This window comes from Mesorhizobium sp. WSM4898 (genome assembly GCF_029625845.1).
Lineage (GTDB): Bacteria > Pseudomonadota > Alphaproteobacteria > Rhizobiales > Rhizobiaceae > Mesorhizobium.
Genome location: NZ_JARTVQ010000001.1, coordinates 423,240 through 439,172 on the forward strand (window position 1 = coordinate 423,240; position 15,933 = coordinate 439,172).

The window sequence follows — 15,933 nt, forward strand, 5'->3', positions numbered from 1 at the left end:
TCTCCTTGCCGAAGGTTTGAAGCGCCGAAAACCAGAGCTCGATCGAGCTGCGGAACGCGCATGTCCTTAACCTTTTGTTATGCACTGGGCTAACGCCGTCTCCCGCTCTGCGCGACGTTTCGGGTGTGCCCATCAAATCTGTGGGAAAGCTGCATCGAAACTGCTGAACCGCGCCCAGGCGGCTTCGACATCGCCAAATACGACCGGCGGACCGACACAACGGAGGTCCGCCATGAACATCGTGCTGATCAACCCGCCGCATACGGCCATCGGCAGCCGCGTGCCCGACGATCACCTGCCGCCTTTGGGTCTGCTGGCGATCGGCGGTCCGCTGCTCGATGCCGGCCATCGGGTGCGCCTGGTCGATGCGGAGTTCGGGCCGATGCCGCTTTCCACGCTCGTCGATGAGGCCCTGAGCGATAATCCGGATTTCGTCCTGATCGGCCATTCCGGCTCGACTTCGGCGCATCCGACCGCGCTGCGGATCGCGGAAATGATCAAGGCCCGCGCGCTAGGGGTCGTCATCCTCTATGGCGGCGTCTTCCCGACCTATCACTGGCGCGACGTGCTCGCCGCAACGGACGTCTTCGACTTCATCGTGCGCGGCGAGGGTGAGGCGACCGCGCTGGCGCTGGTCGAGGCGCTGGAAAGGCGCCGGCCGGTGTAGGGTGTCGCCGGCATCGCCTATCGCGACGATTGCGGCCGACCCTTTGCGGCGCCACCTGCGATGACAATTGCCGATCTCGACCCCTGCCGCATCGGCTGGGAGCTGATCGACCATGGCCGCTACAGCTATTGGGGCGGCAAGCGCGCCGTGGTCATGCAGTTCTCGCGCGGCTGTCCGCATCTGTGCAACTATTGCGGCCAGCGCGGCTTCTGGACCCGCTGGCGACATCGCGACCCGGCCAGCTTCGCCAAGGAGATCGCCTGGCTGCACCGCGAGTATGGCGTCGAGCTGGTCAATCTGGCCGACGAGAACCCGACCTCCTCGAAGAAGGCTTGGCGCGCCTTTCTCGATGCGATGATCGCCGAGAACGTGCCGGTGCTGATCGTCGGCTCGACGCGCGCCGACGATATCGTGCGCGATGCCGATATCCTGCACCTTTATCGCAAGGCCGGCGTCATCCGCTGGCTGCTCGGCATGGAGAACACCGACGAGGCCACACTGTCGCTGATCCGCAAGGGCGGCAGCACCAAGTCCGATCGCGAAGCGATCCGGCTGCTTCGCCGGCACGGCATATTGTCCATGGCGACCTGGGTCGCTGGCTTCGAGGATGAGGGTTTTCGCGATCTCTGGCGCGGCTTTCGCCAGCTCATCGCCTATGATCCCGACCAGATCCAGGCGCTCTATGTGACGCCGCATCGCTGGACGCCGTTCTTCCGCATCGCCAAGGATCGCAGGGTGATCCAGAAGGACATCCGGCTCTGGGACTACAAGCACCAGGTGCTGCATATGACCCGGCTGAAGCCGTGGATGCTGTTCTTCGCCGTCAAGCTGATCGAGCTTGCCGTGCAGTCACGACCGAAAGCGCTGGCGCGCGTCCTTTTCCATCCGGACCCAGAGCAGCGGCATTCGATGCGTTGGTACACCAAGATGGGCCGCCGCGTGTGGTTCCGCGAGGTTTGGGGTTTTCTGGTCCGCGACCGCCGCGTGGCCGCGGGCCCGACGCTTGCCGAATTCTGGGGCGCGCCGCAGGACGCCGACGAGGAATCGATGGTCTTTCAGCGCCCGGCGCGAAAGCCGGCCCTGCCCGTCGCGGAAGATAAGCGGGTCGCGGAAAGCAGAAGGCTAGCCGGCTAAATAATCGCTACGGCACGATCAGCGTGCCGGCCCCGTGCTCGGTGAACAGCTCGAGCAGCACCGAATGCGGCGTCTTGCCGTTGAGGATGACGACGCCCTCGACGCCGCGCTCGATCGCCTCGATGCAGGTCTCGACCTTCGGGATCATGCCGCCCGATATCGTGCCGTCCTTGATCAGCGCCTTGGCCTCGCCGACCGTCAGCTCGTCGATCAGCTTCTTGTTCTTGTCGAGCACGCCGGGCACGTCGGTCAGGAAAAGCAGGCGCGAGGCGCGGCAGGCGCCGGCGATGGCGCCGGCAAAGGTATCGGCGTTGATGTTGTAGGTATGGCCGTCGCGGCCGGGCGCCACCGGCGCCAGCACCGGGATCATCTCGGAACGGGCCAGCAGGTCGAGCAGCGTGCGGTCGACCTCGACCGGTTCGCCGACGAAACCGAGATCCAGCACCCGCTCGATGTTGGAATCCGGGTCGATCATGGTCTTGCGCGCCTTTTCGGCGAAGACCATGTTGCCGTCCTTGCCGCAGAGACCGATCGCCCATTCGCCTTCGGCGTTGATCAGCGCCACGATTTCCTTGTTGATCGAGCCGGCCAGCACCATCTCGACGATCTCGACCGTCTTCTGGTCGGTGACGCGCAACCCGCCCTCGAACTTGGATTCGATGCCCATCTTGTTGAGCATGGCGCCAATCTGCGGCCCGCCGCCGTGAACGACGATCGGGTTGACGCCGGACTGTTTGAGCAGCGCGATGTCGCGGGCAAAGGCCTTGCCGAGCTCATTGTCGCCCATGGCATGGCCGCCATACTTCACCACCACCGTCTTGTTCTCGTAGCGCTGCATATAAGGCAGCGCTCTGGAAAGCAGCGCGGCCTGCATTTCGGCGTTGGCGGCGATGTCCGTCATCGGTGCTTTTCCCTAGGTGGCAAGGATGGCGGGCGTCTTAGCGGGAATTGCCGCAGGTCGCAAACGGCTTTGCGCTCACAATGACGAAATCGGCGGGTTTCAAGGTCTGTCGAGATTCAGGTCAGGCCGGTCGAGAATGGCGGATTTCGAGAACCGGAACGGAGCGTATTTCTGGTACGCAAGTACGGAAGCGCAGAAAACCGCCATTCGCAGGCCGGCATCACCTGATTATCGACAGATCTAGCCGGGCACCTTGAGCGGTGCGCGGCGTTTCAGCCATCCTGAAATCTTCTCCATTTGCGCGGCGAGCGACAAAAGCGTCTCCTCGTCGCCTGGCCGTCCCGCGGCCTGGATGCCGAGCGGCAGGCCAGCCGAGGTGACATGCACCGGCAGCGCGATCGAGGGCTGGCCGCTGACATTGTGGATCGCCGGCCAGGGAGTGAACCACAGGCTCTTGTCCATCAGCTGGCCGAAAAACGATTTGATCCTGAGCAGCCCGGTAAGATGCAATTTGTCGAGGAGGTTCTCGACGAGCTCGTCGGCGCCTTTCGGATCCATCGCGCCGCAGGCGAGCGGCGGGTGCGCAATGATCGGCATCAGCACGGCATCGAAGCGCGCCGTGTCTTCGATCATCTGTCGCGCGGTGGCGTTGAGCCGCTGCACGGCGTCATAGACCTCGCCGGCGGACAGCATTTCGCCGAGGCGGCCGAGCACGCGCGTCGCACGTTCGACCTCGCCGGACACCGGGCGGCCGACGCGCTTCGCCTCGGCACGCATCATGCCTGCGACGGCCGAGGCGACGCTCTTGCAGAAATCGGCGATGAAGTCGCGGCCGATATAGGGCAGGTCGATCTCTTCCACCGTGTGCCCGCCCTCGCGCGCCAGCGCCACCGCGGTGTCCAGCGCTTCGATCGTCTCAGCCGAGATCGGCAGGCCGAGCGGCGATTTGCGGTAGACGGCGAGGCTGAGCCGGCCTGGATCGCGGGCCGCGGCAGCAGCAAAGGAGCCTTTCGGCTCCCGCGCCGCATAAGGCGACAGCGGATCGGCGCCGTGCGTCAGGTCGAGCAGGAGGGCTGTGTCGCGCACCGAGCGGCTTACCGCATGGTCGACGACCATGCCGTACCAGCTCTCGCTGGTGAGCGGCGTCAGCGGCACCCGGCCGCGCGAGGTCTTGAGCCCGACCAAGCCGCTGCAGGCCGAAGGCACCCGAATCGAGCCGCCGCCGTCGGAAGCGTGCGCCGCCGGCACCACGCCGGCCGCCACCAGCGCCGCCGATCCGCCGGACGAGCCGCCGGAGGTGTGGCCGGTGTTCCAGGGGTTGCGGGTGATGCCGAAGCGGGCCGATTCGGTCATCAGCCGCAGCCCATGCTCGGGCGAGGTGCTGGTAGCGATCGGGATCAGGCCCGCGGCCAGATAGCGCTCGACCATCACCGAGTTGAAATCGGCCGTGAAGGCCGGGATGCGGCTGCCGCCATGGATCGGCACGCCCTTGATGCCGATGCCGAGATCCTTCAGCGCGAAGGGCACGCCGGCGAGCGGCTGCTTGCGGTCGATCGCCTTCGCCCGCGCCCTGGCGGCGTCATAGAGCGACGTCGCTATGGCGTTGATGTTGGTTCTTGTCGCCTCGGCGCGGGCGATCGCGGCGTCGACCAGCTCCTGCGGAGAGATTTCCCCCTTGTGGACGAGCTCGGCAAGTCCGGTCGCATCCTGTTCCCAAAGCACGCGTTCAATTGACATTGCCGCTCCCTGTTTTGGCGAAGGCTATCGCATGAAGCCGCAAATCGAAATCCGGATTTGCGTTGTTCATCTCGAATTGCGGAAGATGACTTCACGTACTGGCGATGCGGCAGCCTTGGGTGGACAACACCGCCGGTGCCGTTGCAAATAGATCGCAATCTTCTAATTTGCCTGCATGGGGCCTCAGGACATCAGCAAGCTGATCGTCCGGACTTCGATGAAGGACCGGGCTGCGTTCGATCTGCTCTACAAGCAGACCAGCGGGAAACTTTTCGGCGTCTGCCTTCGTGTACTGAGGGACAAGAGTGAGGCGGAAGAAGCGCTGCAGGAGGTCTTCGTCAAGATCTGGACCAAGGCCGATCGTTTCGCGGTTTCCGATCTCAGCCCGATTTCCTGGCTGGTGGCCATTGCGCGCAATCATGCGATCGACCGCATCAGGGCCCGGCGCGGTCCTTCCGCCAATATCGATGCAGCGCTCGAGGTCGCCGATCCGGCGCCGGGGCCTGAGGCCATGGCTGTCGCGGGCGGCGAGACCGACCGCATCTACCATTGCCTCGACGAATTGGAGAAAGACCGGGCGGCGGCGGTCCGGGGCGCCTATCTCAACGGCGAAAGCTATGCCGAGCTGGCGGAGCGCCACAAGGTCCCGCTGAACACGATGCGGACTTGGCTGCGGCGAAGCTTGCTCAAACTGAGAGAATGCCTGGAAAGATGACGCTGGCGGAAGACAACGGACCGGAACGCGGAGGCGACGACCTGCTCGCCGCCGAATACGTTCTCGGCGTTCTGGCAGCCGACGAACGCCAGATCGCCTCCCGCCGCATCGATACCGAGGCGGGTTTTGCCCGCCTGGTCGATGCCTGGGAAGCCCATTTCGCGCCGATGGCAGCCGCCTACGCTGCGGTCGAGGCGCCGGCTTCGGTCAAGGCGGCGATCGACCGGCGGCTGTTTGCCTCATCAGTGACCACCCCCGCCGCGCCCAGCACCGGCCTGCTGGGGAGCCTCGCCTTCTGGCGCGGGCTTGCCGCGGCCGCGCTTGCCGCTTTGGCCGTCTTTATCGCCCTGCCTCTCGTCAATCCGCCGTTGCCGCAGCCCGAAACCAGGCTGGTCGCCTCGCTCGCCGCCGACAACAGCAACGTCAAATACCTCGCTGTCTATGACGCTGCGCGCCAGGAGGTCGGCCTCTCGCATGTTTCCGGCGAACGCGGCGCCGGCAAGGATTTCGAGCTGTGGATGATCGAGGGCAAGACTGCGCCGGTCTCGATGGGCGTCATCCCGGCCGGCCAGACCGCGCGCATGGCCGTCACGCCGGCCGTGCAGGAGAAGCTGGCGCAAGGCGCCGTGCTCGCCGTCAGTCTCGAGCCGGCCGGCGGTTCGCCGACCAGCCAGCCGACCGGCCCCGTCGTCGCCGCCGGCGATCTGAAGGGCATCTGACGACATTTCGGAAAAGAATTGGAGACTAGCCGAAGTCTATCCACCCGACATGTGTCGGCAGCAGCGCTTTCGTGCGCTTAGACGCGGTACGTTTGCATCCGGGCCGGCGAATAAAAAATCTTCGAAGTTCGCGAAACTAAGTTTTTGACGCCTCGTATCTCCTCGCGTTCCCGAGGATGGGGAAAACAACCCGAGGAGACTTATACAATGCGCAAACTCGCCACCCTTCTGCTTGCCTCTGCAATCGGCCTTTCCGCGCTTGGCGCCGTTGCCTATGCCGCCAATCCGATGGTCGGCGGCGCCCCGATGTATGCCAAGAAGAACATCATCGAGAATGCCGTCAATTCGAAGGACCACACCACGCTGCTCGCCGCCGTCAAGGCCGCCGGCTTGGTCGACACGCTGCAGACCCCCGGTCCTTTCACCGTCTTTGCCCCGACCAACGAGGCCTTCGCTGCACTTCCGGCCGGCACCGTCGAGACGCTGCTCAAGCCCGAGAACAAGGACAAGCTGACCAAGATCCTCACCTGCCATGTCATTGCCGCCAAGGCGCTGGCCGCCGACGTCGCCAAGATGGCCAAGGCCGATGGCGGTGCGCATGAGGTCAAGACCGTCGGCGGCTGCGCCCTGACGCTGAAGTCGGAAAAGGGCAAGGTCACGGCGACCGACGAGAACGGCAACGTCGCCCATGTCACGATCGCCGACGTGCGCCAGTCGAACGGCGTCATCCACGTCATCGACAAGGTTCTTCTGCCGAAGATGTAACAAAGCGCGTGCGGCCGGCGAAGTGGCGTATGTCCGCGCCGGCCGCACGATCTCCCTCCCACGATCCGTGCTGCCGTCAAGCGCCGCTCCGCATCGCCAGGGCTTGGGTCGACGCGGGGTGGCGCGCGAACCGTCACCGGCTTTTGCTTTTCCGGTGGCGTCCTAGTTTGTAAGATCACGTCAGGAGGAAAGGCCATGAACCGTCGCGACTTTCTCTGGAGCGGTGCCGCCGCCACTGCCCTCACAATCGGAGCCGGAGCGGCGTTGCACATGGGCGGCGCGAAGCCGGCTCTGGCCGCCGAGACCTTCGAGATCACCAAGACCGACGCCGAATGGCGCGCCATCCTTTCGGATGCCGCCTTCGACGTGCTGCGCAGGGAGGGCACCGAATATCCGGGCACCAGCCCGCTGCTCAACGAACACCGCAAGGGCATCTTCGCCTGCGCCGGATGCGACCTGCCGGTCTATCCGTCGGAAACGAAGTTCGATTCCGGCACCGGATGGCCGAGCTTCTGGCAGGAGATACCCAATGCCATCGGCAAGACCGAAGACCGTTCGCTCGGCATGACGCGCACCGAGGTGCATTGCCGCCGTTGCGGCGGTCATCTTGGCCATGTCTTCGACGACGGCCCGCCGCCCACCGGCCTGCGCCACTGCATCAACGGCGTGGCGCTGACCTTCAAGCCCGCCGCGGCCTGAGCGGACTGCGATCTGTCCAAAGAAATGACCCCGGAAATCGGCGACGATTTCCGGGGTCACGCGTTGAGGACGCCAGGCGGGGGTTCCGGCTCCTCAATGGCCTCCGCCGCCACCGCCGCCTTGCTGCGCCGGCTTGTTGATGAACAGCACGAAAAATCCGAGCGAGGCGAACAGCACGGTCAGCATCATGAACACATCCATGAACGACAGCAGCGCCGCCTGCTGCTGCACCATGCCGGACAGCTTTGAAATGGCGGCGGTCGTGGCGTCGAGGCCGGCGTTTTGCTGGAAGGTCAGCGTCATGTTCTGCAGCTTGGTCTGCGCGGCCTCGCTGCCCCACTGCACATGCTCCGAAAGCCTTGCATAGTGGAAGGCATTGCGGTCGATCAGCACCGTGTTGATGACTGCCAGGCCGACGGCACCGCCGAGATTGCGGGTCAGGTTGAACAGGCCCGACGCATTCTTCAGCCGCTCCGGCGGCAGCGTGCCGAGCGCGATGTTGTTGATCGGCACCATGCACAGCATCATCGAGCAGCCGCGCAGGATCTGCGGGATCAAGAGCTCATAAAAATCCCAGTCGGCGGTGAGATGCGTCATCCACCATGTGCCGGTGGCGAAGCCGATGAAGCCGACCATCATCATCAGCCTGAGATCGATCTTGTTCGACAGGATGCCGGCAACGGGCGCGGTGAAGAACATCGCCAGGCCGCTGACAAACAGCGCCTCGCCGATCATCATCGAATCGTAACCGCGGATCCGGCCGAGGAACACCGGATAGAGGTAGGTCAACCCGTAAAGGCCGATGCCGACCACGAAGGAGAACAGCGAGCCGAAGGCGAAATTGACATTGTTGAAGGCCCGCAGATCGACGATCGGCTCCTCGGCGGTGAAGACGCGCCAGAAGAAGATGAGACCGCCTATGGTCATGATGATGGCGCAGGCAAAGACGGCCGGCTCCTGCAGCCAGTCATGGTTCGGGCCTTCCTCCAGCACGTATTCCATGCAGCCGAGGAAGGCGGCCATGCCGATCAGGCCCCACCAGTCGAACTTGGAAAACAGCTTGAGGTTCGGCTTGTCGAAATCGATCAGCGACCAGGCAGCCGTCGCCACCAGTATGCCCGGCACGACATTGATCAGGAACAGCCAGTGCCAGGACATGGCATGGCTGATATAGCCGCCGACCGTCGGGCCGATGGTCGGCGCCAGCGTCGCCACGAGGCCGATCATCGGCGAGACGACGGCGCGGCGCGACGGCGGGAAGATGGTGAAGGCGGCAGCGAACACGCTCGGAATCATGCCGCCGCCGATAAAGCCCTGGATGGCGCGGTAGACGATCATCTGGTCGATGTTGGTGGCGGTCGCGGCCAGCGCGCTTGCTGCTGTGAAGCCGGCGGCCGCGGTCGTGAACAGCACGCGGGTCGACAGCATGCGGCTGAGGAAGCCCGACAGCGGGATCATCACCACTTCCGCGATCAGATAGGCGGTCTGAACCCACGGGATCTCGTCGGAGCTGGCGCTGAGGCCGGCCTGGATCTCGGCCAGCGATGCCGAGACGATCTGGATATCGAGGATCGCCATGAACATGCCGAACACCATCGCCAGGAAGGCGATGACGCGGCGCGCCGGCATGTGGTCGGCGGGGGCGGCGGCTGCCGGACGTGCCGGCGCTGCTCCTGCGGTAATGGTTGCGGTTGCCATCTCATGGCCTCCCTGCGGCAGCTCCAAAAGTGCGCGGCGTTTTCCGCCCGGAACTGCGTCAAAACAGGCTGGGCGGCTCGGCGCTCAATTGGCCACCGGGCCGCCCCCCAAACTGCTCAGTTGGTCGTCGCGGCCGGCGCGGTGCGGCTGTCGGCGGCGACGATGACGCTCAGGCCGGCGCGCAGCTTGCCGGTCTTCAGCACGTCGGCCGGCACGTCGATGCGGACCGGCACGCGCTGCACGACCTTGGTGAAGTTGCCGGTGGCGTTTTCCGGCGGTAGCAGCGAGAACACCGCGCCCGAAGCCGGCGCCAGCGACGAAACCGTGCCCTCGAAGGTCTGGCCGTCGATGGCATCGACCGTGATGCGGACCTTCTCGCCAGGCACCAGCCGGCCAAGCTGCGTCTCCTTGAAGTTGCCGACGATGTAGAGCTTGTCCATCGGCACGACGACGGCGAGCTTCTGGCCGGGCGTGACGAGGTCGCCCTGTTCGACCGAGCGGTTGCCGACGACGCCGTCATAGGGCGCCTTGAGCACGGTGAAGGAAAGGTCACGCTGCGCCTTGTCGCGGGTGAGCTGCAGCAAGGCGAGCGTGCTGGCGGATTCCGCACGCTGGGCTTCGAGCACGCCGATATTGGCCTGCGCGGCGGTGGTCTGCGCGTCGGCGCCGGCGAGGGCTGCCTTGGCCTGGTCGAGCGCCGTCTGGGCGTCGTCGAGTTGTGCCTGCGTGCCGACATGCGTCTTGAGCAGCTGCGCCGCGCGGGCCTGTGCGCGTGCCGCATTGTCGGCCGCCGCCTGGTCGGCGATCTTCTGCGCCTGTGCTTGCGCCAGCGAGGCCTGCGCCGCCTTGGTTTGCGCATCGATGCGGTCGAGCGTCTTCGCCAGCGTGGCGATCTGCGCCTCCGCCTGGCCGACCGCGATTTTGTAGTCGCCGTCATCGATGACGAACAGCGGATCGCCGGCCTTGACCCTCTGGTTCTCGCTCACCAGCACCTTGTCCACATAGCCGGAGATTTTCGGCGACACGAACGACATGTCGGCCTGGACATAGGCGTCGTCGGTGGAGATCATGAACCGGCCGTCGGTCCAGTAATCGTAGCCGTACCAGGAGCCGGCGCCGAGGAGGCCCAGCCCGATGATCGGCAGCAACAGCGAGCGGACAGAGCGCTTCTTCTTGGCCGGCGCTTCGGCAGGCGCGGGAGGAGCGGGCAGTACAGGCGCTTCCGGAGCTTCGGTCGACGGCTGGACCTTGGCGTTGGGGAAATTGCGGACTTCGGCGGTAGCGGGCGCGTTCGAGGACATGATAATCTCTCTGGGACAAGTCAGTCAGACTGAACCGTTCGGTTCGAATTGGTGATTGACATAGCGCGGAAAGAGGCCCATATCAAGAGCAAATCGAACCGGTTGGTTCGAAATATTTCGTGAGGTTTGACTCCGATGGTCGAAACGACAGCCGATAGCGATCTGCTCGACCTGCGCAAAGGCCGTCCCGCGGCCGGGCAGGATCCGATCAAACGGGCCCAGATCATCGAAGGCGCGCGCCGCGTCTTCATCGACAAGGGCTTCGAAGCCGCGTCGATGAACGACATCACGCGCGAGGCCGGCGTCTCCAAGGGCACGATCTACGTCTATTTCGCCAACAAGGAAGAGCTGTTCGAGGCTCTCATCGAGGAAGAGCGTGGCACCATCTTCAAGAATATGTATGAGGTGCTCGACCATTTCGACGACCTGCGCAAGACGCTGGTGAAGTTCGGCATGGTGCTCTCCGCCAAGATCACCTCGGCCAAGGTCATCCAGGCGCAGCGCACCGTGGTCGGCGCTTGCGACAGGATTCCCGAGCTTGGCGCCCGCTTCTACGAGCGCGGTCCCAAGCGTGGCCACGACAAGGTGATGATCTTCCTCAACGAAGCCGTCGAACGCGGCCTGCTGAAGATCGACGATGTCGATCTCGCCGCCTATCAGTTCACCGAGCTCTGCCTCGCCGGCCTCTTCCGCCAGTGCATTTTTTCCTACCGCACCAAGGCGCCGAGCCAGGCCGAGATCGAGCATGTCGTTCGCTCCGGCGTGAACGTCTTTCTGAAGGCCTACGGCACCGAGAAGCTCGCGGCCGAGGAGCAGGCGTCGCTCTCGGCGTGAACCTGCGGCGCGCAGCGATTGCGAAGGAACGCGAGGCGCTTTGACGACGCTACGGCGCCGCGGCAGCCGACTTCGATGCCACCGGTCACCTCCTTCTTCCAGCCCAACTCGAGCCGTCGACCGGCACTTTTCCCGGACCCTTCCGGAAGAGCTTGTTAACCATCGGTTCCTATGTCTCGGGACACGTTTGTTCGACGAATCTCGAGTGTGACATCCATGCGTTTTACCCGTGCCAATCCTTCCGGTGCTTCCGCTTACGGCGACAACGACGACAGCAGCTCGGAAGACGCGCGGCACCATGGCGCTGCCGTGCCGCCGCAGCGGCAAACAGGGCAGGTCGTCACGCTGCGAGCCGCCGCTGACGGCGAATCGAACGCCGCCGATTCGGCTGGCGGCGACGAGTTCGGCGGCCAGGCCTGGCAGCAATATTTCTTCCTCGCGCCCAATGTGCGCTTCACTCGCACGCCGGATTCCGACAAACGGCCCGCACCGGAGCCAGTTGATGAAGCGCCGGCCAAGGCGGTGGCTTCCCGCGGGCTTCCCATTCGTCCGGCGCCGCTGGCGCCCCAGCCGACCAATCCGGGCCGGGCAGTCCCCGGCGCGGCCGCCACCGCCCCGGCCAAGCCGCCGCAGGCCATCGTCAAGCCGCAGCAGGCCAGCGCCGCGCCGCCGCCACGGGCCGTAGCCACTCCGGCACAAAAGCCGCAGCCGCCGAAATTTCGTTGGTCCTATCTTTCCGACGATGCGTTTTTCGAGTTCAGCCTGCCCTTGCTCGCCGAGCGCCTGGCGCGGGCACGGCTGAACGATCCTTTGCAGACGCCCGCGGCTCCCGCGCGGATGAGTCCTGCGGCGCAACCGAGCCCGTTCCGCCCCGCCGCGATCGGCGAGGCGACCTCGTTCTACCGCGTCATCGAATGGCGCTCGCACGGGCCGGCCGCAAGTCTGGCCCCGCTGACGGCGCCGGTCGATCTGCCCGCTCTCCGGTCCGCTCCTGGGGAAATCGAATCGCGCGCGCCCGCGCCTGAGTCCGTCGCGCCGCGTCCCATCGCAAAGAGCGCCAAAGCCGCCAGACCCGCGCCGCCCCTGCCCGTCGCCGGCAAGGTCGCGCCGCAGCCCGCTTCGGCCGGCTACGAGCTTCCGTCCGAGGAATTGCTGCAGATGCCGCCGGAAAGCCAGGGCTTCTACATGTCGCAGGAGCGGATGGAACAGAACGCGGACCTGCTCGAAAGCGTGCTGGAGGATTTCGGCGTCAAGGGCGAAATCATCCATGTCCGGCCGGGTCCGGTCGTCACGCTCTACGAGTTCGAGCCGGCGCCGGGCGTGAAGTCCAGCCGCGTCATCGGCCTGGCCGACGACATCGCCCGCTCCATGTCGGCCATCTCGGCGCGCGTCGCCGTGGTGCCGGGCCGCAATGTCATCGGCATCGAGCTGCCCAACGAAACGCGCGAGACGGTCTATTTCCGCGAGCTGATCGAATCGGCCGGCTTCCGCAACACATCGTGCAAGTTGGCGCTGGGGCTGGGCAAGACCATCGGCGGCGAGCCGGTCATCGCCGACCTCGCCAAGATGCCGCATCTGCTGGTCGCCGGCACCACCGGCTCGGGCAAGTCGGTCGCCATCAACACCATGATCCTATCGCTGCTCTACCGGATGAAGCCGGCGGAGTGCCGCCTCATCATGGTCGATCCCAAGATGCTCGAATTGTCCGTCTATGACGGCATCCCGCATCTGCTCACGCCGGTCGTCACCGATTCCAAGAAAGCGGTCACCGCGCTCAAATGGGCGGTCCGCGAGATGGAGGAGCGTTACCGCAAGATGGCGCGCCTCGGCGTGCGCAACATCGACGGCTACAACCAGCGCGCCGCGGCCGCCCGCGACAAGGGTGAGGTCGTGGTGATGCAGGTGCAAGTCGGCTTCGAGAAGGGCACGGGCGAGCCGCTGTTCGAGGAGCAGGAGATCGACCTCGCGCCGATGCCCTACATCGTCGTCATCGTCGACGAGATGGCCGACCTGATGATGGTGGCCGGCAAGGAGATCGAAGGCGCCATCCAGCGGCTGGCGCAGATGGCGCGCGCCGCCGGCATCCATTTGATCATGGCCACACAGCGCCCGTCGGTCGACGTCATCACCGGCACCATCAAGGCCAATTTCCCCACCCGTATCTCCTTCCAGGTGACGTCCAAGATCGACAGCCGCACCATCCTTGGCGAGCAGGGCGCCGAGCAGCTGCTCGGCCAGGGCGACATGCTGCACATGGCCGGCGGCGGGCGCATCGTGCGCGTGCACGGTCCTTTCGTCTCCGATCTCGAGGTCGAGCACGTCGTGGCGCATTTGAAGGCGCAAGGCCGCCCGGAATATCTCGATACGGTCACCGCCGGCGAGGAAGAGGAAGAAGATCCGGCCGACACGGGTCCAGTCTTCGACAAGGGCTCGATCGACGCCGAGGATGGCGACGCCCTTTATGAGGAGGCGATCAAAGTGGTCAAGCGCGACAAGAAATGCTCGACCTCCTACATCCAGCGCCGCCTCGGCATCGGCTATAACCGCGCCGCCTCGCTGGTCGAACGCATGGAGAAGGAAGGCCTGGTCGGCGCGCCCAACCATGTCGGTAAGCGCGAGATCCTTGCCGGCCGGCGCGACCATGCGCTGGAGCGCGACGAGACGGATTGAGCGGGGCGTCGGGAGGCGCAGTCAGCTCGGCCGATCACGGCTGGTCCTGCCCTTCCTTGTTCGATCTGGGCAGGGGCAATCCGCACATACGGCGCCAGCCCACTCATCCGGGCCGCTTCGCGGCTACACTTCTCCCGTTGAGGGAGAAAAGACTAGCGCCAGCGCCGGCAATCTCCTCTCCCCTCGGGGAAAGGTCAGCCGGGGCGAAGCGGAGGCTGGGTGAGGGGCAGCACCATGCGCGGCTGCCTTGCTCCAAGGCGAAAATGCTTCAGCCGCCGTTCGCCACCAAGGCGATTGCCGCGCGCAGATCGTCGAGCCCTGAGGCCTTTTCCGACGAAGTCGCGAGCACCGCCGGGAACGCCGCTGGCCGTTTCTTGATCTTGGCAAGCGTCTCCTCGATCAGCTTCGGCACGCCGGCCGCCTTGATCTTGTCGGTCTTGGTCAGCACGATCTGGTAGGACACCGCCGCCTTGTCGAGCAGCGACAGCACCTCCTCGTCCTTGGCCTTGATGCCGTGCCGGGCGTCGATCAGCACATAGACGCGCTTCAGCGTGACGCGGCCCTGCAGATATTCGAAGATCAGCTTCGTCCAGGCATCGACCTTGTCCTTCGGCGCGCTGGCGTAGCCGTAGCCCGGCATGTCGACCAGCGCCATCGGCGGCAGGTCGGCGCCTTCGCCGGAGAAGCCGTCCGGCACGAAATAGTTCAGCTCCTGCGTACGTCCCGGCGTGTTGGAGGTGCGCGCCAGCCCCTTCTGGCCGACCAGCGCGTTGATCAGCGACGACTTGCCGACATTGGAGCGGCCGGCAAAGGCGATCTCCGGCGGCCCTTCCGGCGGCAGGAATTTCATCGACGGCACGCCGCGGATGAAGATCCACGCGCGGGTGAACAGCTCCGGACTTATGGCAGTTTCGCTCTTGGTTTTATCCGGCGCGTTCAAACGGCGGCCTCCAGCTTAGAAATGTCGGCGCCACGAATGGCGTTGAGGTTGCGGCTGACCTTGTCGACCGGCCAGTTCCACCAGGCCGCTTTCAAAAGCCGTCGCACCGTGAACTCGTCGAAGCGCATCTTCACCACCTTGGCCGCATTGCCGGCGACGATCGCATAGGGCGGCACGTCGTGCGTGACAACCGATTTCGCTGCGACGATCGCGCCATGGCCGATCTCGACGCCCGGCATGATCACCGCATCCATGCCGATCCACACGTCATTGCCGACGATCGTGTCGCCGCGGATCTCTTTCGACCAGGTCTCGGGGTCAAAACCTTCCTCCCAGCCATGGCCAAAAATGTTGAACGGATAGGTGGAGAAGCCGGACATGGCGTGATTGGCGCCGTTCATGATGAAGCGGGCACCCTCGGCGATGGCGCAGAACTTGCCGATGATCAGCCTGTCGCCGATGAAGGGATAGTGGTGCAGCACGCACCTCTCGGCGAATTCGTCCGGGCCGTCGGGATCGTCGTAATAGGTGAAGTCGCCGATCTCGATGTTCGGCGCATTGACCAGCGGCTTCAGGAAGCCGACGCGCGGATGCATCGCAATGGGATGCTTGATGTTGGGGTTGGGTCCGGTCATCGCGGTCAGTCCGTAGTTGGCAGTCACGAGGCGGCGCCCTGGCGACGCTGTCTCCCGATCAAACTACCGTGATCAGGCTGCAGCACCAACCCGCGCTCAGCGGCTGCCGCGACAGATCACGATCGGGTTGGAAAGCGCGCTGTCGAAACCGCTGCCCTGATAGACCTGGACGTTGGAGGCGCCGGGCGGCAGCGTGAAACTGCCGTCGACGACTTTCTGGTCGCCGGCCGAGGTGTGCAGGGCCCAGCTATAGGTGCAGAACTGCGGCGGAGCCTTGGGTTGCACGTGGCTGCAGTTGAGCTGCGCGCCGCCGAGCATTGCCGCGCCGCCGCAGCTCACCGCTTCCTTGGCGGCGGCCGGAAACGCGCATGTCAGGAGGGCAGCCACGGTCGCGATCCTGAGCCGGTTCATCTTCATTTTTCGTGCGTGCCTCTGCCGGCCTTCAGTTGCGCCACGTCGGCGCGACATTTGCTCCAGGCGGCTTAGCCGGTCTTGCACACCGCGTCCAGCAGGATTAT

At 65.0% G+C, this 15,933-nt stretch carries 13 protein-coding genes and 1 pseudogene; 7 read left to right on the forward strand and 7 right to left on the reverse strand.

Annotated features, from left to right (window positions below):
- The first annotated feature begins 232 nt into the window (after positions 1 to 232).
- A pseudogene (gene bchE / locus P9228_RS02170) lies at positions 233 to 1,801 on the forward strand (magnesium-protoporphyrin IX monomethyl ester anaerobic oxidative cyclase).
- A gap of 7 nt (positions 1,802 to 1,808) precedes the next feature.
- Here bchE and argB read toward each other — a convergent pair.
- Both argB and P9228_RS02180 read right to left on the reverse strand, forming a co-directional pair.
- Positions 1,809 to 2,702 carry an acetylglutamate kinase gene (gene argB, locus P9228_RS02175; RefSeq protein ID WP_067003018.1) on the reverse strand — a complete coding sequence of 298 codons (894 nt, stop codon included), beginning with the start codon at positions 2,700 to 2,702 and terminating at the stop codon, positions 1,809 to 1,811.
- Positions 2,703 to 2,942: 240 nt separating this feature from the next.
- Positions 2,943 to 4,439, reverse strand: coding sequence for an amidase (locus P9228_RS02180; protein ID WP_278052119.1), 1,497 nt, complete (start codon positions 4,437 to 4,439; stop codon positions 2,943 to 2,945).
- Positions 4,440 to 4,614: 175 nt separating this feature from the next.
- Here P9228_RS02180 and P9228_RS02185 point away from each other — a divergent pair, with 175 nt between their 5' ends.
- The 4 genes from P9228_RS02185 to msrB all read left to right on the forward strand — a co-directional run bounded on the left by P9228_RS02185 (position 4,615) and on the right by msrB (position 7,337).
- Positions 4,615 to 5,154 (forward strand): sigma-70 family RNA polymerase sigma factor, encoded by a 540-nt coding sequence (locus P9228_RS02185; RefSeq protein WP_067003014.1) that lies wholly within the window; start codon positions 4,615 to 4,617, stop codon positions 5,152 to 5,154.
- The gene (locus tag P9228_RS02190; protein WP_278052869.1) at positions 5,151 to 5,873 is read left to right on the forward strand and encodes an anti-sigma factor; all 723 of its coding nucleotides are present in this window, start codon (positions 5,151 to 5,153) and stop codon (positions 5,871 to 5,873) included. Before P9228_RS02185 ends, P9228_RS02190 begins: the two co-directional genes overlap by 4 nt.
- Before the next feature lie 207 nt (positions 5,874 to 6,080).
- Positions 6,081 to 6,638 (forward strand): fasciclin domain-containing protein, encoded by a 558-nt coding sequence (locus tag P9228_RS02195; protein WP_278052120.1) that lies wholly within the window; start codon positions 6,081 to 6,083, stop codon positions 6,636 to 6,638.
- A 195-nt stretch (positions 6,639 to 6,833) separates the two neighbouring features.
- On the forward strand, positions 6,834 to 7,337 hold the full coding sequence (gene msrB, locus P9228_RS02200; RefSeq protein ID WP_067323811.1) for a peptide-methionine (R)-S-oxide reductase MsrB: 504 nt from the start codon (positions 6,834 to 6,836) through the stop codon (positions 7,335 to 7,337).
- Between the two features lie 93 nt (positions 7,338 to 7,430).
- Here msrB and P9228_RS02205 read toward each other — a convergent pair whose 3' ends face one another.
- Together P9228_RS02205 and P9228_RS02210 are read right to left on the reverse strand one after the other, a co-directional pair.
- Positions 7,431 to 9,035 carry a DHA2 family efflux MFS transporter permease subunit gene (locus tag P9228_RS02205; protein WP_067003293.1) on the reverse strand — a complete coding sequence of 535 codons (1,605 nt, stop codon included), beginning with the start codon at positions 9,033 to 9,035 and terminating at the stop codon, positions 7,431 to 7,433.
- Positions 9,036 to 9,151: 116 nt separating this feature from the next.
- Positions 9,152 to 10,336, reverse strand: coding sequence for an HlyD family secretion protein (locus tag P9228_RS02210; RefSeq protein ID WP_278052121.1), 1,185 nt, complete (start codon positions 10,334 to 10,336; stop codon positions 9,152 to 9,154).
- 135 nt (positions 10,337 to 10,471) lie between these two features.
- Between P9228_RS02210 and P9228_RS02215 the strand changes: the two genes are divergently transcribed.
- Positions 10,472 to 11,170, forward strand: a complete 699-nt coding sequence (locus P9228_RS02215) for a TetR/AcrR family transcriptional regulator (RefSeq protein ID WP_278052122.1) — start codon at positions 10,472 to 10,474, stop codon at positions 11,168 to 11,170.
- Between the two features lie 216 nt (positions 11,171 to 11,386).
- Positions 11,387 to 13,840 carry a DNA translocase FtsK gene (locus P9228_RS02220; protein ID WP_278052123.1) on the forward strand — a complete coding sequence of 818 codons (2,454 nt, stop codon included), beginning with the start codon at positions 11,387 to 11,389 and terminating at the stop codon, positions 13,838 to 13,840.
- Positions 13,841 to 14,108: 268 nt separating this feature from the next.
- Here P9228_RS02220 and yihA read toward each other — a convergent pair whose 3' ends face one another.
- From yihA to P9228_RS02235, 3 genes are all read right to left on the reverse strand, one after another.
- Positions 14,109 to 14,744, reverse strand: a complete 636-nt coding sequence (yihA, locus tag P9228_RS02225; RefSeq protein ID WP_278052870.1) for a ribosome biogenesis GTP-binding protein YihA/YsxC — start codon at positions 14,742 to 14,744, stop codon at positions 14,109 to 14,111.
- 32 nt (positions 14,745 to 14,776) lie between these two features.
- Entirely contained in the window at positions 14,777 to 15,415 is a 639-nt protein-coding gene (locus tag P9228_RS02230) for a CatB-related O-acetyltransferase (protein WP_278052871.1), read from the reverse strand.
- Between the two features lie 96 nt (positions 15,416 to 15,511).
- On the reverse strand, positions 15,512 to 15,826 hold the full coding sequence (locus tag P9228_RS02235) for a hypothetical protein (RefSeq protein WP_095825578.1): 315 nt from the start codon (positions 15,824 to 15,826) through the stop codon (positions 15,512 to 15,514).
- Positions 15,827 to 15,933 lie beyond the last annotated feature (107 nt).

Bases quoted from the DNA above. Each gene is read 5' to 3' on its own strand.
- argB (WP_067003018.1), bottom strand. From the start codon at position 2,702: ATGACGGACATCGCCGCCAACGCCGAAATGCAGGCCGCGCTGCTTTCC.
- P9228_RS02180 (WP_278052119.1), bottom strand. From the start codon at position 4,439: ATGTCAATTGAACGCGTGCTTTGGGAACAGGATGCGACCGGACTTGCC.
- P9228_RS02185 (WP_067003014.1), top strand. From the start codon at position 4,615: ATGGGGCCTCAGGACATCAGCAAGCTGATCGTCCGGACTTCGATGAAG.
- P9228_RS02190 (WP_278052869.1), top strand. From the start codon at position 5,151: ATGACGCTGGCGGAAGACAACGGACCGGAACGCGGAGGCGACGACCTG.
- P9228_RS02195 (WP_278052120.1), top strand. From the start codon at position 6,081: ATGCGCAAACTCGCCACCCTTCTGCTTGCCTCTGCAATCGGCCTTTCC.
- msrB (WP_067323811.1), top strand. From the start codon at position 6,834: ATGAACCGTCGCGACTTTCTCTGGAGCGGTGCCGCCGCCACTGCCCTC.
- P9228_RS02205 (WP_067003293.1), bottom strand. From the start codon at position 9,035: ATGGCAACCGCAACCATTACCGCAGGAGCAGCGCCGGCACGTCCGGCA.
- P9228_RS02210 (WP_278052121.1), bottom strand. From the start codon at position 10,336: ATGTCCTCGAACGCGCCCGCTACCGCCGAAGTCCGCAATTTCCCCAAC.
- P9228_RS02215 (WP_278052122.1), top strand. From the start codon at position 10,472: ATGGTCGAAACGACAGCCGATAGCGATCTGCTCGACCTGCGCAAAGGC.
- P9228_RS02220 (WP_278052123.1), top strand. From the start codon at position 11,387: ATGCGTTTTACCCGTGCCAATCCTTCCGGTGCTTCCGCTTACGGCGAC.
- P9228_RS02230 (WP_278052871.1), bottom strand. From the start codon at position 15,415: ATGACCGGACCCAACCCCAACATCAAGCATCCCATTGCGATGCATCCG.
- P9228_RS02235 (WP_095825578.1), bottom strand. From the start codon at position 15,826: ATGAACCGGCTCAGGATCGCGACCGTGGCTGCCCTCCTGACATGCGCG.